The following is an 18,777-nucleotide window of genomic DNA, read 5'->3' as shown; positions in this document are numbered from 1 at the left end:
GATTTTACTTCTGCTTTAGGTCCGAGGGTTTTTGTCTTTCGCCACTTAACCTGGGACAGTGGCCACTACTAGGCCGTCTTGGAAACGGGTTGCCTGGTCTGTTCGACGATCGACTCCTCGACGTCACGGAGCTGGTCCTTGCCGAAGAACATTTCCTTTCCAACGAAGAAAGTCGGTGAGCCGAATGCTCCACGGTTAACTGCGTCGGTGGTTCGATCGATCAACCCCTTCTTGACGTCATCCTGCTGCGCACGCGCAATCAACCGGTCGATTTCGATGCCTGAGGAGATGAATGCGTTCCGGAAGGTTTCGAGGTCATCCATCTTCTTGGGCTCTTCCCACATATGATGATAGGCGGCGCGGAAATAGGGTTCAAACATGCCTTCGAACTGAGCCGCGACGGCGCCGCGCATCAGCATCAGCGTGTTGACCGGAAAGAAGGGATTCTGCCGAAATTTCGTGATGTTATGGCGGCGGATGAAACGCTGGGTCTCGAGCGCCTGGTATTCCGGCTTGTTCTTGATTCCGCGAAGCGAGTCGAACGGCGACATGTTGCCGGTCGCCTTGTAGATGCCGCCGAGCAGAACCGGGACGTATTCGAATTTCACGCCGGTGCGCCGCTCGATCCCCGGAAGGACCAGTTCCGCGAGGTAAGCGTTCGGGCTGCCGAAATCGAACAGGAATTCAACTTTCAGGGGCATGTCAGTTCCTCCCGCAGAGCGAAGTGGGTGGTCGGGTTTGTTGATCTTCGAACCGAACCTTGGCTACCATTCGTTCATACAGTTCTAAAATTGAACTGTCAAATCTACGCTGAATTCTGCTACGTTCAACTGATCGCGGGGTATTGTTTGGCATTTAGTACCTATCTAGAATGGTAAAGGCGGCGCGGTTCCCTGGATTGATTCGGGCGGAACAGGCGCCTACCGACCGGAGAGCAGGAATGAAATGGGATGAACTTGAGCAAGAGCCATGTTCGATGGCTCGAACCATCGGTGTGATCGGTGACCGTTGGACGCTTCTGATCCTTCGCGAATGCTTTCTGCGTACGCGCCGCTTCGAGGGTTTTCAGTCAGCGCTTGGAATCACGCGCCATTTGCTCGCAGAGCGGCTGAAAAAGCTGGTTCGGCAGGGCGTGCTGCGCCGCATTCCATATCAGGAGTCGCCTAAACGCCACGAGTATATCCTGACGCAGAAGGGTCTCGATCTCTATCCGATCATGATGGCGATTGTGCATTGGGGCGACACCCACATGGTCGACGAACGCGGGCGGCCGTTGCTGCACCAGCACCGCAAATGCGGCAAGAACTTTGATCCAGTCATGGTGTGCTCCGAATGCGGCGAGCCCCTTTCGGCCAAAGAGGTTCATACCCATCCCGGCCCCGGTGCCCGAAGCACAACCCCGGCAACAAAGGGGCCAGAGAAGCCAAGGGCAAAGCCGCGGCGCCAAGCCGCTTGAGGTGGCCGCACACCCCGGGGAATACCTCATCGAAGGCCATGCTCAGCAGTTCACAGCGCAGGGCGATATCTGAAGGCGCCACCTGGCGGACACGAGATGTCCGGCAACGGTCGCGGACGGCTGAACTCGCCCTCAAACCTGGATCACATCTCGATTTGCTTCGTTGCAGTAGAGACGCTCGACCTGGTCAGAGCGATGCTTCAACACAGCACGTTGGTTGACGTAGGCCTTGTCGGTGATTTCTCCCGCCGCCAATGACGGCGGATCCTTCAGCAGCGAGAATGAACAGATTCTTTCACTGCTTCCAACGGTTTCGTTGTATTCCTGAAAACGACCCTTCAGAAATTGAATCACGAGAGGGTCGCAGGTCAGATCCGACGCTGGGGTCTTCGAAATCCGCGCTGCCTCGGTAGGATTCAACCAGCAGAGCAGCGCGCACGATTCACGATTTTCTCCCGCAACGACAATGTCCAGCAATACACCGCGCGCTGCAGCCAAGATCGCCGCGCGCATATTCCCGATCGAGACCCACGTGCCGTTCGTTAGTTTGAAATTCTCGGAAATTCTGCCTGTAAAACGCAGCCCGAGCTCCGGCTTCTGAGGATCCAGAAACGAGACGGTATCGCCGATGCGATAGAACCCTTCCTCATCGAAGGCCTTTTCGGTCAAATCCGGCCTTCCGAGATAACCTGGCGTAACGTTGGGTCCCTTGACCCTTGCCTCGTAAGTATCGGAAACAGGGATGAGTTTTAACTTAAGACCCGGCGCGGGAAGACCGATCTCTCCCGGCTGGTCCGTCGCCCAATGGGTCGTACTGATTGTCGGGGCCGTTTCGGTGGTGCCGTAGCCTGACATGACCGGAATTCGCCGGCCGGTGATCGACGATGACAGCCGATAGAGTTTTTCAAGCGTGCCCTGCGAGATTGCAGCCCCGGCATAGCTCAATCTGTCCATCCGCCTGAACACGCTGGCGCCAAGATCAAGGTCGTTCTCGATTGCGTCACATAAGAGATTATAGCCGGCCGGTACGTTGAACATGGCGGTCGGCGAAATCTCCTTGAGATTCGCGATCGTCTTGTGGAAGAGCTGAGGCAGCGGCCGGCCATCGTCGATGTAGAGCGTCCCGCCATTCTTGAGAATGCTGTGAAGGATTACGTTGCTGCCCATCGTATGGTGCCAGGGCAACCACTCAACCTGCACCGGCGCGTCCGGAGGAGATACCAGCAGACTTCCCATTTGCAAGGAGCTCGCCATCATGCGGTGGGTATTGAGCACGCCTTTGGGGAAACCGGTCGAACCGGATGTGAAGAGAATCTTTGCAACGGCGTCGCAAGAAATTGCCCTTGAAGCATCCGCAAAGCCTTCGCTCCCGGTTCGGGATGTCAGTGCGCCGAAAGGCACGGTGTCCGGCCCACCATCGACGCTGATCCAGGTCGCGGCTGCCAGTTCGGGAATGGAGCGCCCGGCGGAAAAGCCGCTCGCGCTCTGAACGAAAACGAAATTCGGGCGCAACGTTTCCGCGATATCCTTGAGACGGGCCAGGCCGCCGGGCATCAGCGTGTAGTTTGGCGATATCGGCGCCAGGATCACCCCTATCGACATTGCGGCAAACGAGATCACCGCGTTCTCGATGGAGTTTCCTGAAAGTATCGCCAGCTTGTCAGCCGGCTTTGCGCCCATATCGATCAGGCTTTGGCCGACCGCCTGAACCTGCAACCATGCTTCGCTATAGGTGATCTCGTCCCACCCCCCATTCGCATTGCGTTGCGCGAGAAAAATTCTATCCGGAACGGAACCTGCCCAGCTCGGAAGAAAATCCGTGATGCGCCAGTCACACTTCCCCAATTCGAGGGGCGAGCTCAACACGAGCGTTCCGTCGGTTCGACGCTCGATGGAAAGCTCCCTCGCCGCAAACGTCAGTGCCTTCGTCGACATCGAAAACGACCTCCTGAATTGCTGTGATGGTCCGATGAGCGCGCGAGACGAGGTTCAACCCTGATGCCCATCGCTGCTGTGCCCGGCCGGACCGGTCGGCAGTTCGCCCCCGCTAACTACCGCGCCCGTCGCTTCGCTAATGCGAGGTCACTCGGACCTGGCGTCCAGCACTTCCCCGAAGCCTTCCCAGCTTGTGCCGGTCCATCGTTGCAATCGCATCTGTGTCCAGATCATGTTCACGGTGTCGGTCGTGTTGACCTTGATGCCGGGCAGCACAGTCGGAACGACGAAATCCCTGAGGTTCTTGGCCTGCGCGAGAATATTCTTGCGGGACAGATCCTTGCCGCATTGCTTTAGAATCTGCTCGAGCAGGAAGCCTTGCTGATAGCCGGTCAGATAGCTGCCATTGGTGATATCGACGCCCGGCAAATACTTGTCCAGAAATGCCCGGTAGGTCTGCATGCCCGGGTCATCTTTCCAGGTCGGATCCAGAATATCCTTGTTGGTCGTGCCGACGATCACGCCGACCGATTTGTCGAGACCGGCGGGTGCGAGCGTGCCTCCGACAGAGCTGGATGGGAAATTGATGATGACGGTCGCCTTCCAGCCGATCACCGCGGCTTGCCGGATGGCCTGGGCTGCGAACTTCGGCGTGCCGGCGATCACAAGAGCGTCGGCACCAGAACTCTTCAGGTTGACGACCTGGGAATCAACCGTCGGTTCGGTGACCTCATAGGAAGCAGTCACGACCTTTCGGTCGAAATCCTTTCCGAGAAACGCCTTGAAGGCGTTGACATAGTCTTTGCCGAGGTCGTCGTTCTGATAGAGGATTGCATACTTGGCGTTTGGCAGTGCCTTCGTCAGATACTTTGCATAGATTTTGCCTTCGGTGTCGTAACTGACAAGACCTGTCGTGGTCAGCGGGTAATTGGCGACGTCCGTGAACTTGGATGACCCGCTGATAATTGCGATGCTAGGCACCCCTTTCGACCGCAGGTATTTTGCCGTAGCCGAGATGCCCGGGGTGCCGAGTTGGCCGAACATGAACGACACTTCGTCGCTCTCGACCAGTTTGCGAACGTGCTCAACCGCCTTGGGAGGGCTGTATGCATCGTCGTATGCGATGTAGTTGATCTTGCGTCCGTTAATGCCGCCGCGGTCGTTCACCAACTGAATGTAGGCGATAAGTCCCTTCCCTACGAGACCGATCGATGACGCCGGTCCGCTGAAGGGAAAAACGCCGCCGACCTTAATCTCCGTCGCTGAAATTCCGGGCTCTTCAGCCGCGAATGCAGGCCCGCTCAACAGTAAAGCCAGAGCCGCCACGGCCTTCCATTTCATCAACATTGCTCGTCCTCCCAAACGCGCACCTTCCGGGGTACGTCGCTGCTGCAGCCTACAGTTCTTTTTTCGAACTCGTCAAGCAATTTAGAATATCGCTCCCCGGCCCGCTAGCGCGGTCTCGGGGGCGCGGACTGAAACTTAAGAGTTAAACCATTCCGGCAAATCTGCGTTTTGCTGGGCCATCGCCTCATGGAGACCACGCGCAATCGGACGTCGAACGCCAGCCGGGGAAGTCACGGGGATACCGTCTCGTCCAGCGCGCGTGTCCATTCTGTTATCGAACTAACTTCGACGCATCACTTTTATGGCTGCGGCTTCACCAGATAGATTGCGTTCGAACTCTATACCTGATATAGATTTCGACTGCAATCTAAACACGGGAGACCTACAATGCGCGTGAGCCGCATTCAGGCTGCGGAAAACCGCGAAACTGTAATCAATGTCGCAAGTCGCCTGTTTCGGGAGTGCGGCTTTGATGGCATCGGCCTCAAGGATCTGATGAAGGGTGCCGGGCTCACCCAAGGCGCCTTTTATAAGCAGTTCGCGTCAAAGCAGGACTTGGCGGCGCAGTCGTCCAGGCGGGCATTGGAGAGCGCCACCCTCCGATGGTTGGCCGCGACCGCGGCGAAACCTAAGGATCCACTCGGCGCAGTGGTCGCGTTCTACCTCAGCGCCGACCATCGCGATGAAAAGATGGACGGCTGCCCGATCGTGGCGCTCGGCTCAGATGCCGCCAGACAGGGCAGCGACGTGAAAGCGTCATTCGAAGCCGGGATCAAAGACCATCTCGAAATCCTCAGCCGATTGATTGCCGAAACCAACGGCAAGAATCCCAAAGGCAAAGCGATGGCCATTCTCTCGACGATGGTAGGTGCGCTGATGCTGTCGCGCGTCGTCAACGACCCCGATCTGGCTCAGTCCCTTCTGAAGGCGGCGGCCAAACAGGTTCGCGAAGCTGCCGCCGCTTGATGGCTAGTTATTTTATAAATTCATGGAGGACAAAAAAATGCGCAAATCCGGGATCCATAATTTTCCGGCAATCGATCGTGTCGTTTATGGCAGAGCTGCGGCCGACGCTTTGAAAGATGAGGCGGTGCGACTCGATGCTAAACGCATCTTCCTCATCGTCAGTCGAACCTTGAACACCAAGACGGATGAGATTGAGAAGATTCGTCGTGCTCTTGGCGACAAACATGTGGCGACCTTCGATGGAATTGCGCAGCATACGACGCGTAAGCAGGCTGCCGAGGTGGCCCGCCAAGCTAATGACGCAGAAGCTGATCTAATCGTGGCTATTGGGGGAGGCTCCGCGATCGATCTCGCTAAGATCGTCATCATGGCGATGGAACATGATATCCGCGATGAAGCCGGTTTCGATCCATTTCCCATGGGCCCGGGGGTAAACTTCTCTCCGTTCCTTTCGCCCACAGTCCGACAGATCGCGGTACCATCGACCCTGAATGGTGGCGAATACAATGCAGCAGCGCTCGTCACGGATGAGCGCCATAAGTTGAAGCAGATCTTCTTCCACCCCCAAATGATGCCTCTGGCGATCATTCTCGATCCTGCCCTCACCCTTCAAACGCCATCGAACCTTTGGATGGGATCGGGAACGCGCTCGATGGATCACGGTATCGAAGCATTGTGTTCGCCCGCCGGCACCCCGTTAGCTGATGAAGTCGTCTTGGCGGGCATCCGCATTCTGCGCGAGGGAATGCTCCGGACCTTGCAGCAAGCTGACGATCTGGAGGCGCGTCGACTATCTCAATACGGCTCATGGCTCGCGTCTTATGGCCTCCAGGCACGCGTCCCGATGGGAGCAAGCCACGGCATTGGCCATGTGCTTGGAGGCACCTTCGGGGTTCCCCACTACTACTGCACACCCGTCATCATGCCGAGCCTTCTTCGCTACAACAAGCCATTCACCGAGGATGCGCAGAAGCGTTTGGCGACGGCTCTTGGCGCCCCGGGTGCCGAAGCTTCAGATGCCTTTGCAGCATTCACAAAATCGCTTGGACTACCTGTCCGCCTCGCTGATGTCGGCATAGGCGAAGACAAATTCGATCCGATTAGCAAGATCGCAATCAATCATCGCTTCGTACAGGCCAATCCGAGGCCCTTCAAAGACGAAGCCGAGATCATCGATCTGCTGCGAATGGCAGCTTAGCCGCCATCAGCGACGATGGATCAAGATTGGAAGGTAATCTCATTATGCGTCGTGTCGTCGTTACAGGGTTGGGACTGGTATCACCGCTGGGTTGCGGCAGTGAGTTGGCATGGTCCCGCCTGCTCGAGGCCCGTTCAGGGCTGGCTGCCCTTCCCGAATGGGCGGCTGCCCTTCCCGCGCGGGTCGCTGGAATCGTGCCGACAAAGGCCGACGATCCGGATGGCGGCTTCGATCCCGATCTGGTCGTTGCTCCCAAGGACCAGCGGAGGATGGATCGCTTCATCCTGTTCGCACTGGTCGCCGCGGCCGAGGCCATTGCACAAGCCGCATGGACTCCTTCCGACGCACACTCGCTCGAGCGCACGGCGACCGTGATCGCATCGGGCATCGGAGGCTTTCCGGCAATTGTCGAGGCGGTTCGCACCACCGATCAGCGCGGGGTCAGGCGCCTCTCACCCTTCACCGTGCCGTCCTTTCTCGCAAATCTCGCGGCCGGTCATATTTCCATCCGCTACGGCTTCAAGGGTCCCATCGGTACGCCCGTTACAGCTTGCGCCGCGAGCGTGCAGGCGATCGGCGATGCCGCACGCCTCATTCGAGGCGGCGAAGCGGATGTTGCGATTTGCGGTGGCTCGGAAGCCTGCATCGATCTCGTTAGCCTCGGCGGCTTCGCCGCTGCCCGGGCCCTTTCAACGGGCTTCAACGAAACGCCAGCGCGCGCGTCCCGCCCCTTCGACCGCGACCGCGACGGCTTCGTCATGGGTGAAGGTGCCGGTATCCTCGTCATCGAAGAGTTGGAACATGCGCTCCGCCGCGGCGCCCAACCGATCGCGGAAATCGCCGGCTATGGCACGACGGCTGACGCCTACCGCATCACCTCAGGACCGGAGGACGGAGACGGCGCGCGGCGCGCGATGGAAGGCGCCTTGAGGCAGGCCGACCTCAAGCCCGGTGACATCCAGCATCTCAACGCCCATTCCACTTCGACGCAGGTTGGCGACGTTTCCGAACTTGAAGCGATCAAAGCCGTATTCGGCCGCGACGGTAAAATTGCCGTCAGCGCCACCAAATCGGCGACCGGTCATCTGCTTGGCGCAGCCGGGGGAGCGGAAGCGATCTTTACGATCCTCGCATTACGCGACCAGGTCGCACCGCCCACCCTCAATCTCGAAAACGGCGACGCGGCAGCCGAAGGCGTCGACCTCGTCTCTCGCGAGCCCAGGCGGATGGCGATGGAGCATGCAATTTCGAATGGATTCGGCTTCGGAGGCGTCAACGCCAGCATCATCTTTCGACGTTGGCAATGAAAAAAAATCGATAGCTCCGACGCCGAATAACATGTCCAGGCTGATGAAAGCGATGGCCGATCGATCACGCGGACATAGGGGAGCTACCATCAAGCACAAGAAGTCGTACAAAATCGTTGGTTGTCGTACAAAATCGGCCCGTGGTGGCGGGGGAAGCACTCGAGTACCGGCGGCGCGCTCCGAAATGGTGACCACTCTGATCGCTCAGATGTCCGATTTGCTCGCGCCAATCAGCGAGCGACGACGACCAACTTCGCCGTCAGGCGCGATAACGCGCGGCGGGCTTGGAGTTGCCGAAGCCTGCCGCCAAAACGCCGCGCGCCTTCTCAAAGGCGTCCCACGCCGCCACATCGGGCACCGGCGGAATTGTCACCAATTCCTTGCGATCGAAGCCGACCAAGGCCGCATCCACGAGATCTTCAACCTCCATGACATTGGGCACCTTGCTGGCGTCGCCACCAGCTCGTTCGTAAATCTCGGTGCGCGTGGCCGCAGGCAGCACGGCCTGCACATAGACGCCCTTCGACGCGACTTCGGCGGCAAGGCCTTGCGACAGCGTCATCAGGTAGGACTTGGTGGCTGAGTAGATGCCCCGGGAATGTTCGGGGAGCAGAGCCAGCACCGACGCGATATTGATGATCGCGCCGTTGCCGCGTTCAACCATGCGGCCGACGACGGCGGACGCGAGCAACGTCGGCGCGACCACGTTCAGCCGTAGCAGCTCGTCCATCTTGACTGGATCGGCGGTCGCGAAATCACCGATCAACGCCGCGCCTGCATTGTTGACGAGGATGTCGATAGACGGATCGGAGCGGAGGCGTCGGAGAACCGGTTCGAGTTGAGAGACGTCGATCAGATCGGCCGTGATGACTTCGACCGCGATGCCATGCGCATTGCGCAGTTCGGTGGCGAGGGTATTGAGCCTGTCGGTCGCGCGAGCGACGAGCACGAGATCGTGGCCGCGTGCGGCCAAGCGGCGTGCGTAAACTGCGCCGATGCCGCTCGAGGCGCCGGTAACGAGTGCGGTCGTCATGGATGCTGTCCTAATTGAGTTTCGAGTATCGGGATGCCCGGGGATCGATGATGTCAAGTCGTCGGAGCGGCACGGTTAGCCACGCGCCTTCAGATGAAGCATCGGGTGATGCTCATAGTGACCGGCGCCGTTCTTCACGATGGGGTCTTCCGAGGTGATCGCCTTTATCTCCTGGTCATCGGCGATCTGATAGAGCGACACGCCATAACCGCCACTCGGGTCCATGACAGGGCCATGCGCGACGACCTGCCCCTTTTCGAGCAGGTCATCCAGGAACGCGCCGTGCTGCTTCATCCATGCTTTCTCATCGGCGGTCATGGTCGCGAGAAAATCAGCGCGCGGCGGAATGTACTTGCACAAATAGTACCTCATGGGTCGCTCCTCGGTGAAAGAGACATGTCTGCTTGCTTGGCGATCGCTCGAGTAGCGCGATCAATCGGCCACGCCCATCTGCTTGCGAAAGCTCTTCTCGAAAGTCTTTTCAGGAACAAAGCGTCGCATCAGGCGGAGACGGCCCGCCACCTTTCCGGGCGTGTACCGAATGCTCGGCTGTTTTTCGGTGGCAGCCTGCACCACCTTGTCCGCCACGGCTTCCACGGGATCGCCGGCCGCGATGCCGTTGCGCCAAGTCGCGTTCATGGCCGCGCGTCCCTTGTCGTAGACGCTCAGGATCCGGTCGGGCTTGGCGCCATTCTCTTCCAGCGCGGTGCGGGTGAAGACTGGCTCGACCAGTGAGACACGAATGCCGAATGTTCGCAGTTCGTGATCGAGCGATTCGGAATAGCCTTCGACGGCGTGCTTGGTGGCGTTTTAGAGCGCTGTATATGGTCCGGGCAGGAAGCCTGCCACCGAACTGATGTTGATGATCCGCCCCGGCCCTGCTTGCGCATGATGGGCAGCACTTCAGTGGTGGTGCGAAGGATGCCGAAGACATTGATGTCGAACAGGCTCCGGGCTTGATCGAGAGATGATTCCTCGGCGGCGCCGATCAAGCTGCGGCCGGCATTGTTCACGAGCACGTCGATCCGGCCTGCAAGCCCGACGACATCCTTGATCAGTTGCTTGACCGACTGATCATCGGTGACATCGCAGCGGAGCATATGAATGCCCTGCCGCACCTCGTCGGGCGCGGCCTGACGACTGGTGCCGAACACCCGATATCCCGCGCGGATCAGGGCAAGTCCGGCCGCAAGCCCGATGCCTCCGGAAGCGCCCGTGATCAGGGCGACCTTTTCTTCCGCTGTGCGTGATTGTGCCTGTGCCATCTCGAATTCCCTTGTCAGTGCCGCTAATGATTATGATCGTAATCATCGTCCATTTATGATTATGTACGTAATCATTGTCAAGGGCCTTCTGGACGCCGGGTCCGAGCCCGTCGAAAGAGGTCACGCCGGCGTTGTGTGTCGGCCGCCGCCATCGGAAGGAAAGGGCTCGTGAAGGTCAGCAAGGAAACGGTCGAGCAGAATCGCGAGCGGGTGATCGCGACCGCCGCAAGGCTGTTCCGGGAACGTGGGATCGACGGTATCGGGCTTGTCGACTTGATGAGGGCTGCCGGGCTCACTCCCGGAGGCTTCTACCGGCAGTTCAAGTCAAAGGACGACCTCATCGTTCAAGCGGTCAAGCGGGCCAACAAGGATATGAGCGAGGATATCGCGGGCCGTACTGCAGCGAGCGATGATCCGCTGGAGACCCTCATGCGTCATTACGTGTCGCGCGACCACCGCGATGATCCGGGGCAGGGATGCGGCCTTGCAGCAATGGCTGCCGACGCGGCACGTCACGACGATCCGGCGCTGCGGGAGTGCTTCGGCAGCATCGTCAGCAACTATATCGGGCTTTTAACCAATCTCGTGCCAGGAAGCAGTGCAAAAGCGAAGCGGAGCGCGGCGATAACGGCGCTCGCCGAGATGATCGGATCGGTTGTCCTCTCCCGCGTGGTGCCAGATCCCGCACTATCCGATGAGATCATCGACACGGTCTCGAATGATCTGGTGAAACGCCATGCGAAATCTTCTCGAACTGCTTGATGAGCCGATCGGCGCCGCCTCCGACCCGCCGACGCACCCTCTCGAGCCATCGTTGAAATTGCGCTCGCTTGGATAACCCCTTTCACTGGCGTCTCGCCGACGTCCGATCGTTGTCGTGACGATATGCCCAGCTCCCATCAACTCGTACAGCTTCGTGCGTCCCAAGCCGGTCACTTCGCACGCATCGTCAATCGTGCAGGTAAGCCGCTGGGCGAATGGCATCGTGCTCGGTTCTGCGGCATTCGGAGTGGCTAGACTGACTTTGTGACAGTTGGCCGCCAGTTTTCTCTCGTCGATTTTATCTCACGTGGCCCTCCCATTCGTACAAAGCTCGACAGGAACAAGAGTTGATTGAGCGACGAGCATCGTCAATGCGAACATCCGAGGGCGCTCGCGTACAGCAGCGCACGTCAGCGGCGGTTTGAATATTTCCGGATACCAAGGGCGACGAAGAAATTTTTCGCGAATACGCCAGCGACAGTGAGGCATCGCGCCGAGGCTAATCTGCTGATGTCGGCAGTAAATTCCGCAAGCGCTCGCCGCTGTTCACCAGCGCCTTATTCAACCATTAATCAACGAACGCGGCTGATGGCTACCTAAGTGCCTGAGTTTGCTGGCGCTCCCTAGGGGAATCGAACCCCTGTTTCAGCCTTGAGAGGGCCGCGTCCTAACCGCTAGACGAAGGGAGCGTGTGTCAGAGGGAATAACCGCGAAATGTGCGGTGGGCAAGGCAACTCTGCGGACCTTTGCACGGTTGGGTAAATCTGTTGCCGTGTGTCCGCGCGCCGGGCCCGGGCATTCTTGGCCGATCCCGCAGGCCTCAGGGCTCGTTGACGAATTTGAGCTTTCCGGTCGGTTTCAGCGTCTTGGCGTCAAACGTGCGGATTTCGGTCACCCCGCCGATATCCAGGGTCAGCATCAGCCGCTCGCCGGCCACCGCCGTCGAAACGATGCGGGCCCCCTTCGGCAGGGTCTCGATGATATCAGTCGCGCCTGGGGTGGGGCTTCCCTCGCCGCGGTAAAGGCGGTACCCGACGGCGATCAGGACCACGGCCACCGCGAGCGCCGAGGTCAGGCCCGCGATCAGCATCATCCGCCGCACCCGCGCGATCAGCGCGGCCTGCTCGGGGGTCGGTTCGGGCGCAACGGTATCGGTCATGCAAGACTCTGCTTTGGAACAAGGCTCTAACGGCGGTCAAAGGCTGGAGGTCACTGTCGGCGGCGACGAGGGATCGCCCCGTCTCGACCGCGTGCTCGCGGTGCTCCGCCCGGAACTGTCGCGTTCGCGGCTGAAAGCGCTGATCCTGGCCGGTTCCGTTTCCGCCAAAGGCGCCCCCATCCGCGACCCCGCTTATCATGTCGCGGCCGGGGATACGATCACAATCGACGTTCCCGAAGCCGCGCCGCCGGAGCCTTTGGGCGAGGATATCGCGCTCGATATCGTCTATGAGGACGACGACATCATCGTCATCGACAAGCCGAAGGGCCTCGTCGTACATCCCGCTGCGGGACACGAGACCGGCACGCTGGTGAACGCCCTGATCGCCCATTGCGGCGCCAGCCTTTCCGGCATCGGCGGCGTGCGGCGGCCGGGCATCGTGCACCGGCTGGACAAGGACACCACCGGCCTGATGGTGGTCGCCAAGAACGATCAGGCACATCAATCTCTGACCGCGCAATTCGCCGATCACGGCCGCACCGGTCCGATGCAGCGGGGCTACATGGCCTTCATCTGGGGCGTCCCCAATCGCCAACGCGGCACGGTCGACGCGCCGATCGACCGGCATCCTTACGCTCGCGAGAAGATGGCGGTGCGCCCGGGCGGACGCGAGGCGGTCACGCATTGGGAATTGCAGGCGGCGTATCAGGGGCGCGACGGCAAGCCGGTCGCCTCGCTGCTCGCCTGCCAGCTCGAGACCGGACGAACCCATCAGATCCGAGTGCACCTCGCCCATATCGGCCACCCCCTGATGGGCGATGCCGTCTATGGCCCGCACTTCAAGACCAAGGCCGGCCACCTCCCGACCGAAGCCCGGACGGCGCTCGATGCACTGGGCCGGCAGGCCCTGCACGCCTATCTGCTGGCCCTGGAGCACCCCCGGACCGGGGAACTCCTGCATTGGGAGGCCGCCTTGCCGGAGGATCTGCTTGTTCTGCAGCGGGCGCTGGAAGCGGCCCAATGACGCAGCCTCTTCAGAAAACCTTAGTTATGACAATAGGTTATAGCTGACACACGGGGACGTGACGTCAGCATTCCTTCCCTATTTGTTCGTTTTCCGCTATGTTGCACCTGCGCTGAATATCCAGCGCGGAACATCGCAGCGTGATTGGCTTTAACACAGCGATCACCTGCCGGGCCCGCCGCTATCGGGGGCCTGAACCACTGGAGGGCGCTCAATGGCCCGTACAGCTACGTTGCCGGTTCTCAATGGAGAATCCGGTCTTTCTAGATACCTCGCCGAGATCCGCAAATTCCCAATGCTGGAGCCCCAGCAGGAATACATGCTCGCCAAGCGTTGGCGCGAGCATGACGATCGCGACGCGGCACATCACCTTGTCACCAGCCATCTCCGGCTCGTGGCCAAGATCGCCATGGGCTATCGCGGCTACGGCTTGCCGATCTCCGAAGTCGTTTCGGAAGGCAATGTCGGCCTGATGCAGGCGGTCAAGCGGTTCGAGCCCGAGAAGGGTTTCCGTCTTGCCACCTACGCCATGTGGTGGATCAAGGCCTCTATTCAAGAGTACATCCTGCGTTCCTGGTCGCTCGTGAAAATGGGAACCACGGCGAACCAGAAGAAGCTGTTCTTCAACCTGCGCAAGGCGAAGAGCAAGATCTCCGCGCTGGACGAGGGTGATCTCCACCCCGACCAGGTGAAGCTGATTGCCAAGCGCCTCGGCGTGACGGATCAGGACGTGGTCGACATGAACCGCCGCCTCGGCGGCGACGCGTCGCTCAACGCGCCGATCCGCGACGACGGTGAAGCCGGCGAATGGCAGGACTGGCTGGTCGACAACTCGCCCAACCAGGAAGCCGTGATGGCCGAGCACGAGGAGTTCGATCACCGCCGCAAGGCGTTGACCGGCGCCATCGGCGTGCTCAACCCGCGCGAACGCCGCATCTTCGAGGCGCGGCGCCTGGCGGAAGAGCCGATGACGCTGGAAGACCTCGCCGCCGAATTCGGCGTGTCGCGCGAACGCGTGCGGCAGATCGAGGTCCGTGCTTTCGAGAAGGTGCAGTCGGCCGTCAAGGGCACGATTGCCCGGCAGGAAGCCGAGCTCGAAGCCGCGCACTGATTGCGGTCGAAGTGAGTGATGACGAAAGCCGGCGGCAACGCCGGCTTTTTGTTGTCAGTAATAGATTCTGCAACCGCCTTGCCGCAGGACGTTTGCTGGTGTATGTGCTGCGCCCCGGGCGCGAGTTCGCGCACTTTTTGTTCAGCGCTTTTCAAGGGAGGCGACATGAAGTTGAGATCGATACGTTCTGACCGCCGCCGCCCATCGGTGATCGGCAATTGGTCGTGAGCTGAACGCCGCCCTTCCCGGCAGTTCTTCCATTCAATCCATCTGCGAGGAGCGTGCGTGACGCAACGCGGCGTCGCGCCCTGTCGTCATGTATTTGCGGTTCGTCACACCGCTCATCCACCCGCACAGCCGCGTGGAGAGCGGCTTCTTTCGTGCGTCCTGGTATATCTACCAGAACAACTGTCCCGACTGGATCCGGCAGGAACTCTCCGACCAGTTCAGCTGGTTCGGACAGCATCTGCCGATTCCGGGACGTATCGCGCGGCACTTCAAGCGGCGCGATACGATTTGGGGCATCTGCTGGTTCGATCCTCAAGCCCGCGAGGCAGTCAGCCGCGCGCGCTATTGCGCTTGGCTGCTCGAGGAAGGTGGCCTGCCGGTACGGGCAATTACCGTGTCGGGCCAGCGCGAGGTCATTTGGCGAGATGCGCACCAGATCGTCACCAAGCCGTCGGCCGACCTGCCCAGGGCATTTTCCTGAGCATGAGAAGGCTCGATAGCGGTCGGTCTCGATTGCGTCCGGCACCGGCGGTTTCGGACCTCTGTTGCAAGGCGCAATTGACCAATCGTTGAAGGCGCGAAAGCTGGCGGCAACGCCGGCCTTCGTTTTTGGGGCACGGCGCGCGCCACCAACTCCGCTGTCGTCCTCCGCGAAAGCGGGCACGACGAGTTGAGAGAGCCCCTCAATCACACGTCCGCAGATAATCCGCGATGCTGCTCGGCGGATCGAGCACGCCCGCCCTACTCGCCCCACTCCCGCGCCATCCTTGCAAGCTCGCAGCCTTCGCAATAGCGGGCGTCCTTGTAGTCGATCCAGTTGTGCGCATAGACGCGATCGAGCGGGATGCCGTACCGCGCGCGCAGCACCTTCACCAAAATTTTCCACGCCGCGATCTGCGCCTCGGTGGGACCACGGGTCACGTCGGGATAATTGCCGGCGAATTCGACGCCGACCGAATTGTTGCCGACCACCTGCCGATAGGTCGGGCCGTTGTCGATGTATTTGTTGTCGTTGCGGTTGGCGCCGTCGCCATGGGTCGGGACGAGATGTTCGCCGACCGCCCAGTACACGGTGCCATCGGTCTCCACCCAGACCATGACGCCGCGCCGCGTCGGGTTTTTCGACTGCGCTTGCGCGCCGCCGCGCGCGGAGCCGGCCGGGCCTTCGGTCTGGTGCACGATGATGTTGCGCCATGGGTGGGCCTTTGCGAGGTCGCCCCACGGCGCCAGCCACACCATCTTCAGGCCGGGAATATCCGGCGTGCCGGATGCGCGCGCGATTGCGGCGAGGTCGGGCGTTTGCGCAACCGCACACGCGGGAAATACGAGAACGAATAGTGCGGCCGCGACGAGGCGAAGATTCATGCGCGAGGGTCCGGTGACGGACCTCAAATAGCATGCCCGGTTCTTGTTGGACGCGTTTTCTTCACGCGAACCGGTAGCCACCCACGGATCAAGTCCGAGGGCATGCTTCGCTCGAAACGCTTTATGCCCGCTTGCGCAGGGCCACATCAGGCATTGGCGGGCTCGCAGGTTCGGGCACCAGCGGCGGCGCCGGGTCGTAGGTGGCAAAGCCGTTGCGGCCGGCCTTCTTGGCGTCGTAGAGCGCATGGTCGGCGGCCGCAATCACGCGGTCCGGATAGCCGCCCATCTCGCGGCTCCATTGCGCGACGCCGATCGACACCGCGATCGGAATGTCGTTGCCGGTGCATTTTTCGGCGTCCGCGCGGCAGACCTCCAGGACGCGGCGCGCGATCATGGCGCCCTCGCGCAGCGTCGAGGACGGCAGCACGATGCAGAACTCGTCGCCGCCGGTCCGTGCCAGCATGTCGCCGGGCCGCAGCCGGGTTTGCGCCATCAGGGTGAAGTGCTGCAGGCAGGCGTCGCCGGCCGCGTGGCCATGGGTGTCGTTGATGCCCTTGAAGCCGTCGAGATCGATCACCAGCAGCGCGAAAGGCGGGCCGCTGCGCTCCGAGCGCACGCATTCTTCCGTCAGCCGCTGCAGCAGATAGCGGCGGTTGCCGACGCCGGTGAGGTCGTCGAGCAGCGCCAGGTCCGCGACTTCGTTGCGCAGGCGGTCCATCGCCATCAGCAGGAAGCCGAAATTCAGCGCCATCGACAGGAACACCAGCACCAGCACCACCACCGACTGGACCGGGCTGAAATGCATGTAGGAGAAGCCGAAGCCGGTGACCGCGCCGGCCAGCCTGACCGCGAGCACGGCCATGATCAGGATCGTGACGATGCCCGCGAGCCGGGCACCCGGATTGACCCGGCTCTCATGCCGGCTCAGCAACAGCTTCAGGCTCAGCGCCATCGGCAAGGTCTGGGCGATGGTGAAGACCGTCATGCGCGCGGGCACGCTGTCGTGCGCGAAGGTGAAGAACCACAGACCGATCGTGCCGAGACCGGTGATGAGCAGGGTGTTGCGCCATGACAGGGGGCGGTCGAAGAACTTCTGCACCCCCATCGAGGCAAGGCAGATCGCCAGGATCAGCGCGGTGCCGGCGAACAGCAGCGGCAGCAGCGTATCGGGAAAGATCACGCGCAACGTCGCCATCGCCGCCCCGGCCGCCGCTGTGAATGCCGAGCCGGTCCAGAACCGCGCGGCCTCGAACGACGGATAGCAGCGCATGACGTAGGCCCAGATCAGGCCCAGCGCCAGAAAATTGATGACGAATACCGTCCACAGCGTCGGAACGCTCAGCATCGCGAACTCAGGACGCGCGCGTCCCGTCTCCCCTCTTGTCTAACGACCGCTCAAGACATCCGCCCGAGACTTCCCTCGCCGACGATCCCCGTCGTCTTGCGGAACAAGGTGCATCCGCGCCGCTTAACGGACCCTGACCGCCATCGGCCAATCCAAACCGTGGTTTTGAATTGATGAAGATCGCGCGCGTTGGGACATCGTTAAGCATGATGCGCGCGCATGCGGATGGCGGTGACGGCGCGCATTTCGACCAAAAATCGCGTCAAAATGCATAACAACTGTGGATAACGTGATGACAACGCCATGACGGCACGCGGCAGCGGCCTGCGAATCTGCTGGGATCATGATTGAGGATGTTGCGAGGCTGGCCCTCCGCCAAGCATGCCTCGGTGTCGCGTTTCAATCCATGAAAACCTTGAGAGGATACTATGGCTAAGAAAGCGAAGAAGGCGAAAGCGAAGAAGGCCAAGAAGGCCAAGAAAGCCAAGAAGAAGTGAATTTCGGCCCGGGTGGAGTGCTCAGCTCCGCCCGGGCTCCCAACTCCGGGTGAATTTTGGAGAATGGCGGGCCAAGGGTCCGCCTTTTTGATTCCGGCGGTGAGCAACGACGGCCGCGCGAAAAATCTACCGCTCCGCGAACGCGAGCTTGGCGCCGAGCGCAGCGAAGCCGGCGGCAAAGCTGCGGCGCAGCCAGGCCATCACCTTCGGCCTTGTGATGACGCGGTCGCGCAACGCGGCGGCGAACAGGCCGTAGATTGCGAACACCGCAAACGTCATCGCCATGAAGGCCGCGCTCAATTCCAGCATCCGCGCCAGCGGCTGCGGCTCGTCGACGGCGACGAACTGCGGCAGGAAGGCGAGGAAGAAGATCGACAGTTTCGGATTGAGGATGTTGACCAGCACGGCGGTGAAGATGACGCGCCGGCTGGAGCGCGCCTTCGCCGCCGCACCCGTATCGACCGCAAGCGCCCCTCGCTCGCGCAGCGCCTGCCAGGCCATGTAGAGCAGATAGAGAACGCCGCACCATTTCAGCACGGCGAACGCCAGGGCACTGGTATGCAGCACCGCGGCGAGCCCGAGCATGGCAGCCACCATATGCGGCACGATGCCGAGCGTGCAGCCGAACGCCGCCGCGATGCTCGGCCGCGCGCCCGATGTCAGCGCCACCGCCAGCGTGTAGAGCACGCCGGTGCCGGGGGACGCGACCACGATCAGGGAGGTCAGCAGGAACGACAGCGTCATGCCCTGCCATTACCACGGCGGCGTCCGCGGTGGAA

17 protein-coding genes, 1 tRNA gene and 1 pseudogene are annotated in these 18,777 nt (G+C 60.8%); 8 read left to right on the top strand and 11 right to left on the bottom strand.

Features of this window, described 5'->3' with window-relative positions; translation table 11 throughout:
• Window positions 1-68 precede the first annotated feature (68 nt).
• Window positions 69-701, bottom strand: coding sequence for a 2-hydroxychromene-2-carboxylate isomerase (locus ACH79_RS16555; protein ID WP_161851933.1), 633 nt, complete (start codon window positions 699-701; stop codon window positions 69-71).
• A 239-nt stretch (window positions 702-940) separates the two neighbouring features.
• Here ACH79_RS16555 and ACH79_RS16550 point away from each other — a divergent pair, with 239 nt between their 5' ends.
• Window positions 941-1,456, top strand: coding sequence for a helix-turn-helix domain-containing protein (locus ACH79_RS16550; RefSeq protein WP_161856399.1), 516 nt, complete (start codon window positions 941-943; stop codon window positions 1,454-1,456).
• 132 nt (window positions 1,457-1,588) lie between these two features.
• On the opposite strand, the gene ACH79_RS16545 is transcribed toward ACH79_RS16550, so the two are convergent.
• On the bottom strand, window positions 1,589-3,391 hold the full coding sequence (locus tag ACH79_RS16545) for an AMP-binding protein (protein WP_161851932.1): 1,803 nt from the start codon (window positions 3,389-3,391) through the stop codon (window positions 1,589-1,591).
• 147 nt (window positions 3,392-3,538) lie between these two features.
• A complete protein-coding gene (locus ACH79_RS16540) occupies window positions 3,539-4,738 on the bottom strand; it encodes an ABC transporter substrate-binding protein (RefSeq protein ID WP_161851931.1) in 1,200 nt (399 codons plus the stop codon).
• 387 nt (window positions 4,739-5,125) lie between these two features.
• On the opposite strand from ACH79_RS16540, the gene ACH79_RS16535 reads away from it, so the two are divergent.
• Genes ACH79_RS16535 through fabF form a run of 3 tightly spaced genes read left to right on the top strand, consistent with a single transcriptional unit; the run spans window position 5,126 to window position 8,209 of the window.
• Window positions 5,126-5,704 carry a TetR/AcrR family transcriptional regulator gene (locus ACH79_RS16535; protein ID WP_161851930.1) on the top strand — a complete coding sequence of 193 codons (579 nt, stop codon included), beginning with the start codon at window positions 5,126-5,128 and terminating at the stop codon, window positions 5,702-5,704.
• A gap of 37 nt (window positions 5,705-5,741) precedes the next feature.
• On the top strand, window positions 5,742-6,902 hold the full coding sequence (locus tag ACH79_RS16530) for an iron-containing alcohol dehydrogenase (protein ID WP_161851929.1): 1,161 nt from the start codon (window positions 5,742-5,744) through the stop codon (window positions 6,900-6,902).
• A 44-nt stretch (window positions 6,903-6,946) separates the two neighbouring features.
• Complete coding sequence (fabF, locus tag ACH79_RS16525) at window positions 6,947-8,209, top strand: beta-ketoacyl-ACP synthase II (RefSeq protein ID WP_161851928.1); 1,263 nt, start codon at window positions 6,947-6,949, stop codon at window positions 8,207-8,209.
• Window positions 8,210-8,468: 259 nt separating this feature from the next.
• On the opposite strand, the gene ACH79_RS16520 is transcribed toward fabF, so the two are convergent.
• The 3 genes and pseudogenes from ACH79_RS16520 to ACH79_RS16510 form a co-directional block, all read right to left on the bottom strand.
• Window positions 8,469-9,242 (bottom strand): SDR family oxidoreductase, encoded by a 774-nt coding sequence (locus ACH79_RS16520; protein ID WP_161851927.1) that lies wholly within the window; start codon window positions 9,240-9,242, stop codon window positions 8,469-8,471.
• Between the two features lie 75 nt (window positions 9,243-9,317).
• Window positions 9,318-9,614 carry a YciI family protein gene (locus tag ACH79_RS16515; RefSeq protein WP_161851926.1) on the bottom strand — a complete coding sequence of 99 codons (297 nt, stop codon included), beginning with the start codon at window positions 9,612-9,614 and terminating at the stop codon, window positions 9,318-9,320.
• A 60-nt stretch (window positions 9,615-9,674) separates the two neighbouring features.
• Window positions 9,675-10,507 (bottom strand): annotated as a pseudogene (locus ACH79_RS16510) (oxidoreductase).
• Between the two features lie 168 nt (window positions 10,508-10,675).
• Between ACH79_RS16510 and ACH79_RS16505 the strand changes: the two are divergent.
• Window positions 10,676-11,269, top strand: a complete 594-nt coding sequence (locus ACH79_RS16505; protein ID WP_161851925.1) for a TetR/AcrR family transcriptional regulator — start codon at window positions 10,676-10,678, stop codon at window positions 11,267-11,269.
• A 614-nt stretch (window positions 11,270-11,883) separates the two neighbouring features.
• Here ACH79_RS16505 and ACH79_RS16500 read toward each other — a convergent pair.
• Together ACH79_RS16500 and ACH79_RS16495 are read right to left on the bottom strand one after the other, a co-directional pair.
• Window positions 11,884-11,958 (bottom strand) — tRNA-Glu (locus tag ACH79_RS16500).
• A 131-nt stretch (window positions 11,959-12,089) separates the two neighbouring features.
• Window positions 12,090-12,428 carry a hypothetical protein gene (locus tag ACH79_RS16495; RefSeq protein WP_161851924.1) on the bottom strand — a complete coding sequence of 113 codons (339 nt, stop codon included), beginning with the start codon at window positions 12,426-12,428 and terminating at the stop codon, window positions 12,090-12,092.
• Between ACH79_RS16495 and ACH79_RS16490 the strand changes: the two genes are divergently transcribed.
• The 3 genes from ACH79_RS16490 (at window position 12,427) to ACH79_RS16480 (ending at window position 15,272) form a co-directional block, all read left to right on the top strand.
• Window positions 12,427-13,452 carry an RluA family pseudouridine synthase gene (locus ACH79_RS16490; RefSeq protein WP_161851923.1) on the top strand — a complete coding sequence of 342 codons (1,026 nt, stop codon included), beginning with the start codon at window positions 12,427-12,429 and terminating at the stop codon, window positions 13,450-13,452. The genes ACH79_RS16495 and ACH79_RS16490 overlap by 2 nt on opposite strands.
• A gap of 214 nt (window positions 13,453-13,666) precedes the next feature.
• On the top strand, window positions 13,667-14,563 hold the full coding sequence (gene rpoH, locus ACH79_RS16485) for an RNA polymerase sigma factor RpoH (RefSeq protein ID WP_065750914.1): 897 nt from the start codon (window positions 13,667-13,669) through the stop codon (window positions 14,561-14,563).
• Between the two features lie 316 nt (window positions 14,564-14,879).
• Window positions 14,880-15,272 carry a hypothetical protein gene (locus ACH79_RS16480; RefSeq protein ID WP_161851922.1) on the top strand — a complete coding sequence of 131 codons (393 nt, stop codon included), beginning with the start codon at window positions 14,880-14,882 and terminating at the stop codon, window positions 15,270-15,272.
• A 260-nt stretch (window positions 15,273-15,532) separates the two neighbouring features.
• Here ACH79_RS16480 and ACH79_RS16475 read toward each other — a convergent pair whose 3' ends face one another.
• The 3 genes from ACH79_RS16475 to ACH79_RS16465 form a co-directional block, all read right to left on the bottom strand.
• Window positions 15,533-16,156: an N-acetylmuramoyl-L-alanine amidase gene (locus ACH79_RS16475; RefSeq protein WP_161851921.1), complete on the bottom strand. Its 624-nt coding sequence runs from the start codon at window positions 16,154-16,156 to the stop codon at window positions 15,533-15,535.
• 121 nt (window positions 16,157-16,277) lie between these two features.
• Entirely contained in the window at window positions 16,278-17,501 is a 1,224-nt protein-coding gene (locus tag ACH79_RS16470; RefSeq protein WP_161851920.1) for a GGDEF domain-containing protein, read from the bottom strand.
• Window positions 17,502-18,124: 623 nt separating this feature from the next.
• The gene (locus ACH79_RS16465; RefSeq protein WP_161851919.1) at window positions 18,125-18,742 is read right to left on the bottom strand and encodes a LysE family translocator; all 618 of its coding nucleotides are present in this window, start codon (window positions 18,740-18,742) and stop codon (window positions 18,125-18,127) included.
• Between the last annotated feature and the right edge of the window lie 35 nt (window positions 18,743-18,777).

The organism is Bradyrhizobium sp. CCBAU 051011 (assembly GCF_009930815.1).
Lineage (GTDB): Bacteria > Pseudomonadota > Alphaproteobacteria > Rhizobiales > Xanthobacteraceae > Bradyrhizobium.
Note: the sequence above shows the minus strand (reverse complement) of the source record. Positions and strands in the feature narration are given on the sequence as shown.

What these genes read in the sequence shown, in the direction of transcription:
- ACH79_RS16555 (WP_161851933.1), bottom strand. Translation starts at nt 701, where the DNA reads ATGCCCCTGAAAGTTGAATTCCTGTTCGATTTCGGCAGCCCGAACGCT.
- ACH79_RS16550 (WP_161856399.1), top strand. Translation starts at nt 941, where the DNA reads ATGAAATGGGATGAACTTGAGCAAGAGCCATGTTCGATGGCTCGAACC.
- ACH79_RS16545 (WP_161851932.1), bottom strand. Translation starts at nt 3,391, where the DNA reads ATGTCGACGAAGGCACTGACGTTTGCGGCGAGGGAGCTTTCCATCGAG.
- ACH79_RS16540 (WP_161851931.1), bottom strand. Translation starts at nt 4,738, where the DNA reads ATGTTGATGAAATGGAAGGCCGTGGCGGCTCTGGCTTTACTGTTGAGC.
- ACH79_RS16535 (WP_161851930.1), top strand. Translation starts at nt 5,126, where the DNA reads ATGCGCGTGAGCCGCATTCAGGCTGCGGAAAACCGCGAAACTGTAATC.
- ACH79_RS16530 (WP_161851929.1), top strand. Translation starts at nt 5,742, where the DNA reads ATGCGCAAATCCGGGATCCATAATTTTCCGGCAATCGATCGTGTCGTT.
- fabF (WP_161851928.1), top strand. Translation starts at nt 6,947, where the DNA reads ATGCGTCGTGTCGTCGTTACAGGGTTGGGACTGGTATCACCGCTGGGT.
- ACH79_RS16520 (WP_161851927.1), bottom strand. Translation starts at nt 9,242, where the DNA reads ATGACGACCGCACTCGTTACCGGCGCCTCGAGCGGCATCGGCGCAGTT.
- ACH79_RS16515 (WP_161851926.1), bottom strand. Translation starts at nt 9,614, where the DNA reads ATGAGGTACTATTTGTGCAAGTACATTCCGCCGCGCGCTGATTTTCTC.
- ACH79_RS16490 (WP_161851923.1), top strand. Translation starts at nt 12,427, where the DNA reads ATGCAAGACTCTGCTTTGGAACAAGGCTCTAACGGCGGTCAAAGGCTG.
- ACH79_RS16495 (WP_161851924.1), bottom strand. Translation starts at nt 12,428, where the DNA reads ATGACCGATACCGTTGCGCCCGAACCGACCCCCGAGCAGGCCGCGCTG.
- rpoH (WP_065750914.1), top strand. Translation starts at nt 13,667, where the DNA reads ATGGCCCGTACAGCTACGTTGCCGGTTCTCAATGGAGAATCCGGTCTT.
- ACH79_RS16480 (WP_161851922.1), top strand. Translation starts at nt 14,880, where the DNA reads ATGTATTTGCGGTTCGTCACACCGCTCATCCACCCGCACAGCCGCGTG.
- ACH79_RS16475 (WP_161851921.1), bottom strand. Translation starts at nt 16,156, where the DNA reads ATGAATCTTCGCCTCGTCGCGGCCGCACTATTCGTTCTCGTATTTCCC.
- ACH79_RS16470 (WP_161851920.1), bottom strand. Translation starts at nt 17,501, where the DNA reads ATGCTGAGCGTTCCGACGCTGTGGACGGTATTCGTCATCAATTTTCTG.
- ACH79_RS16465 (WP_161851919.1), bottom strand. Translation starts at nt 18,742, where the DNA reads ATGACGCTGTCGTTCCTGCTGACCTCCCTGATCGTGGTCGCGTCCCCC.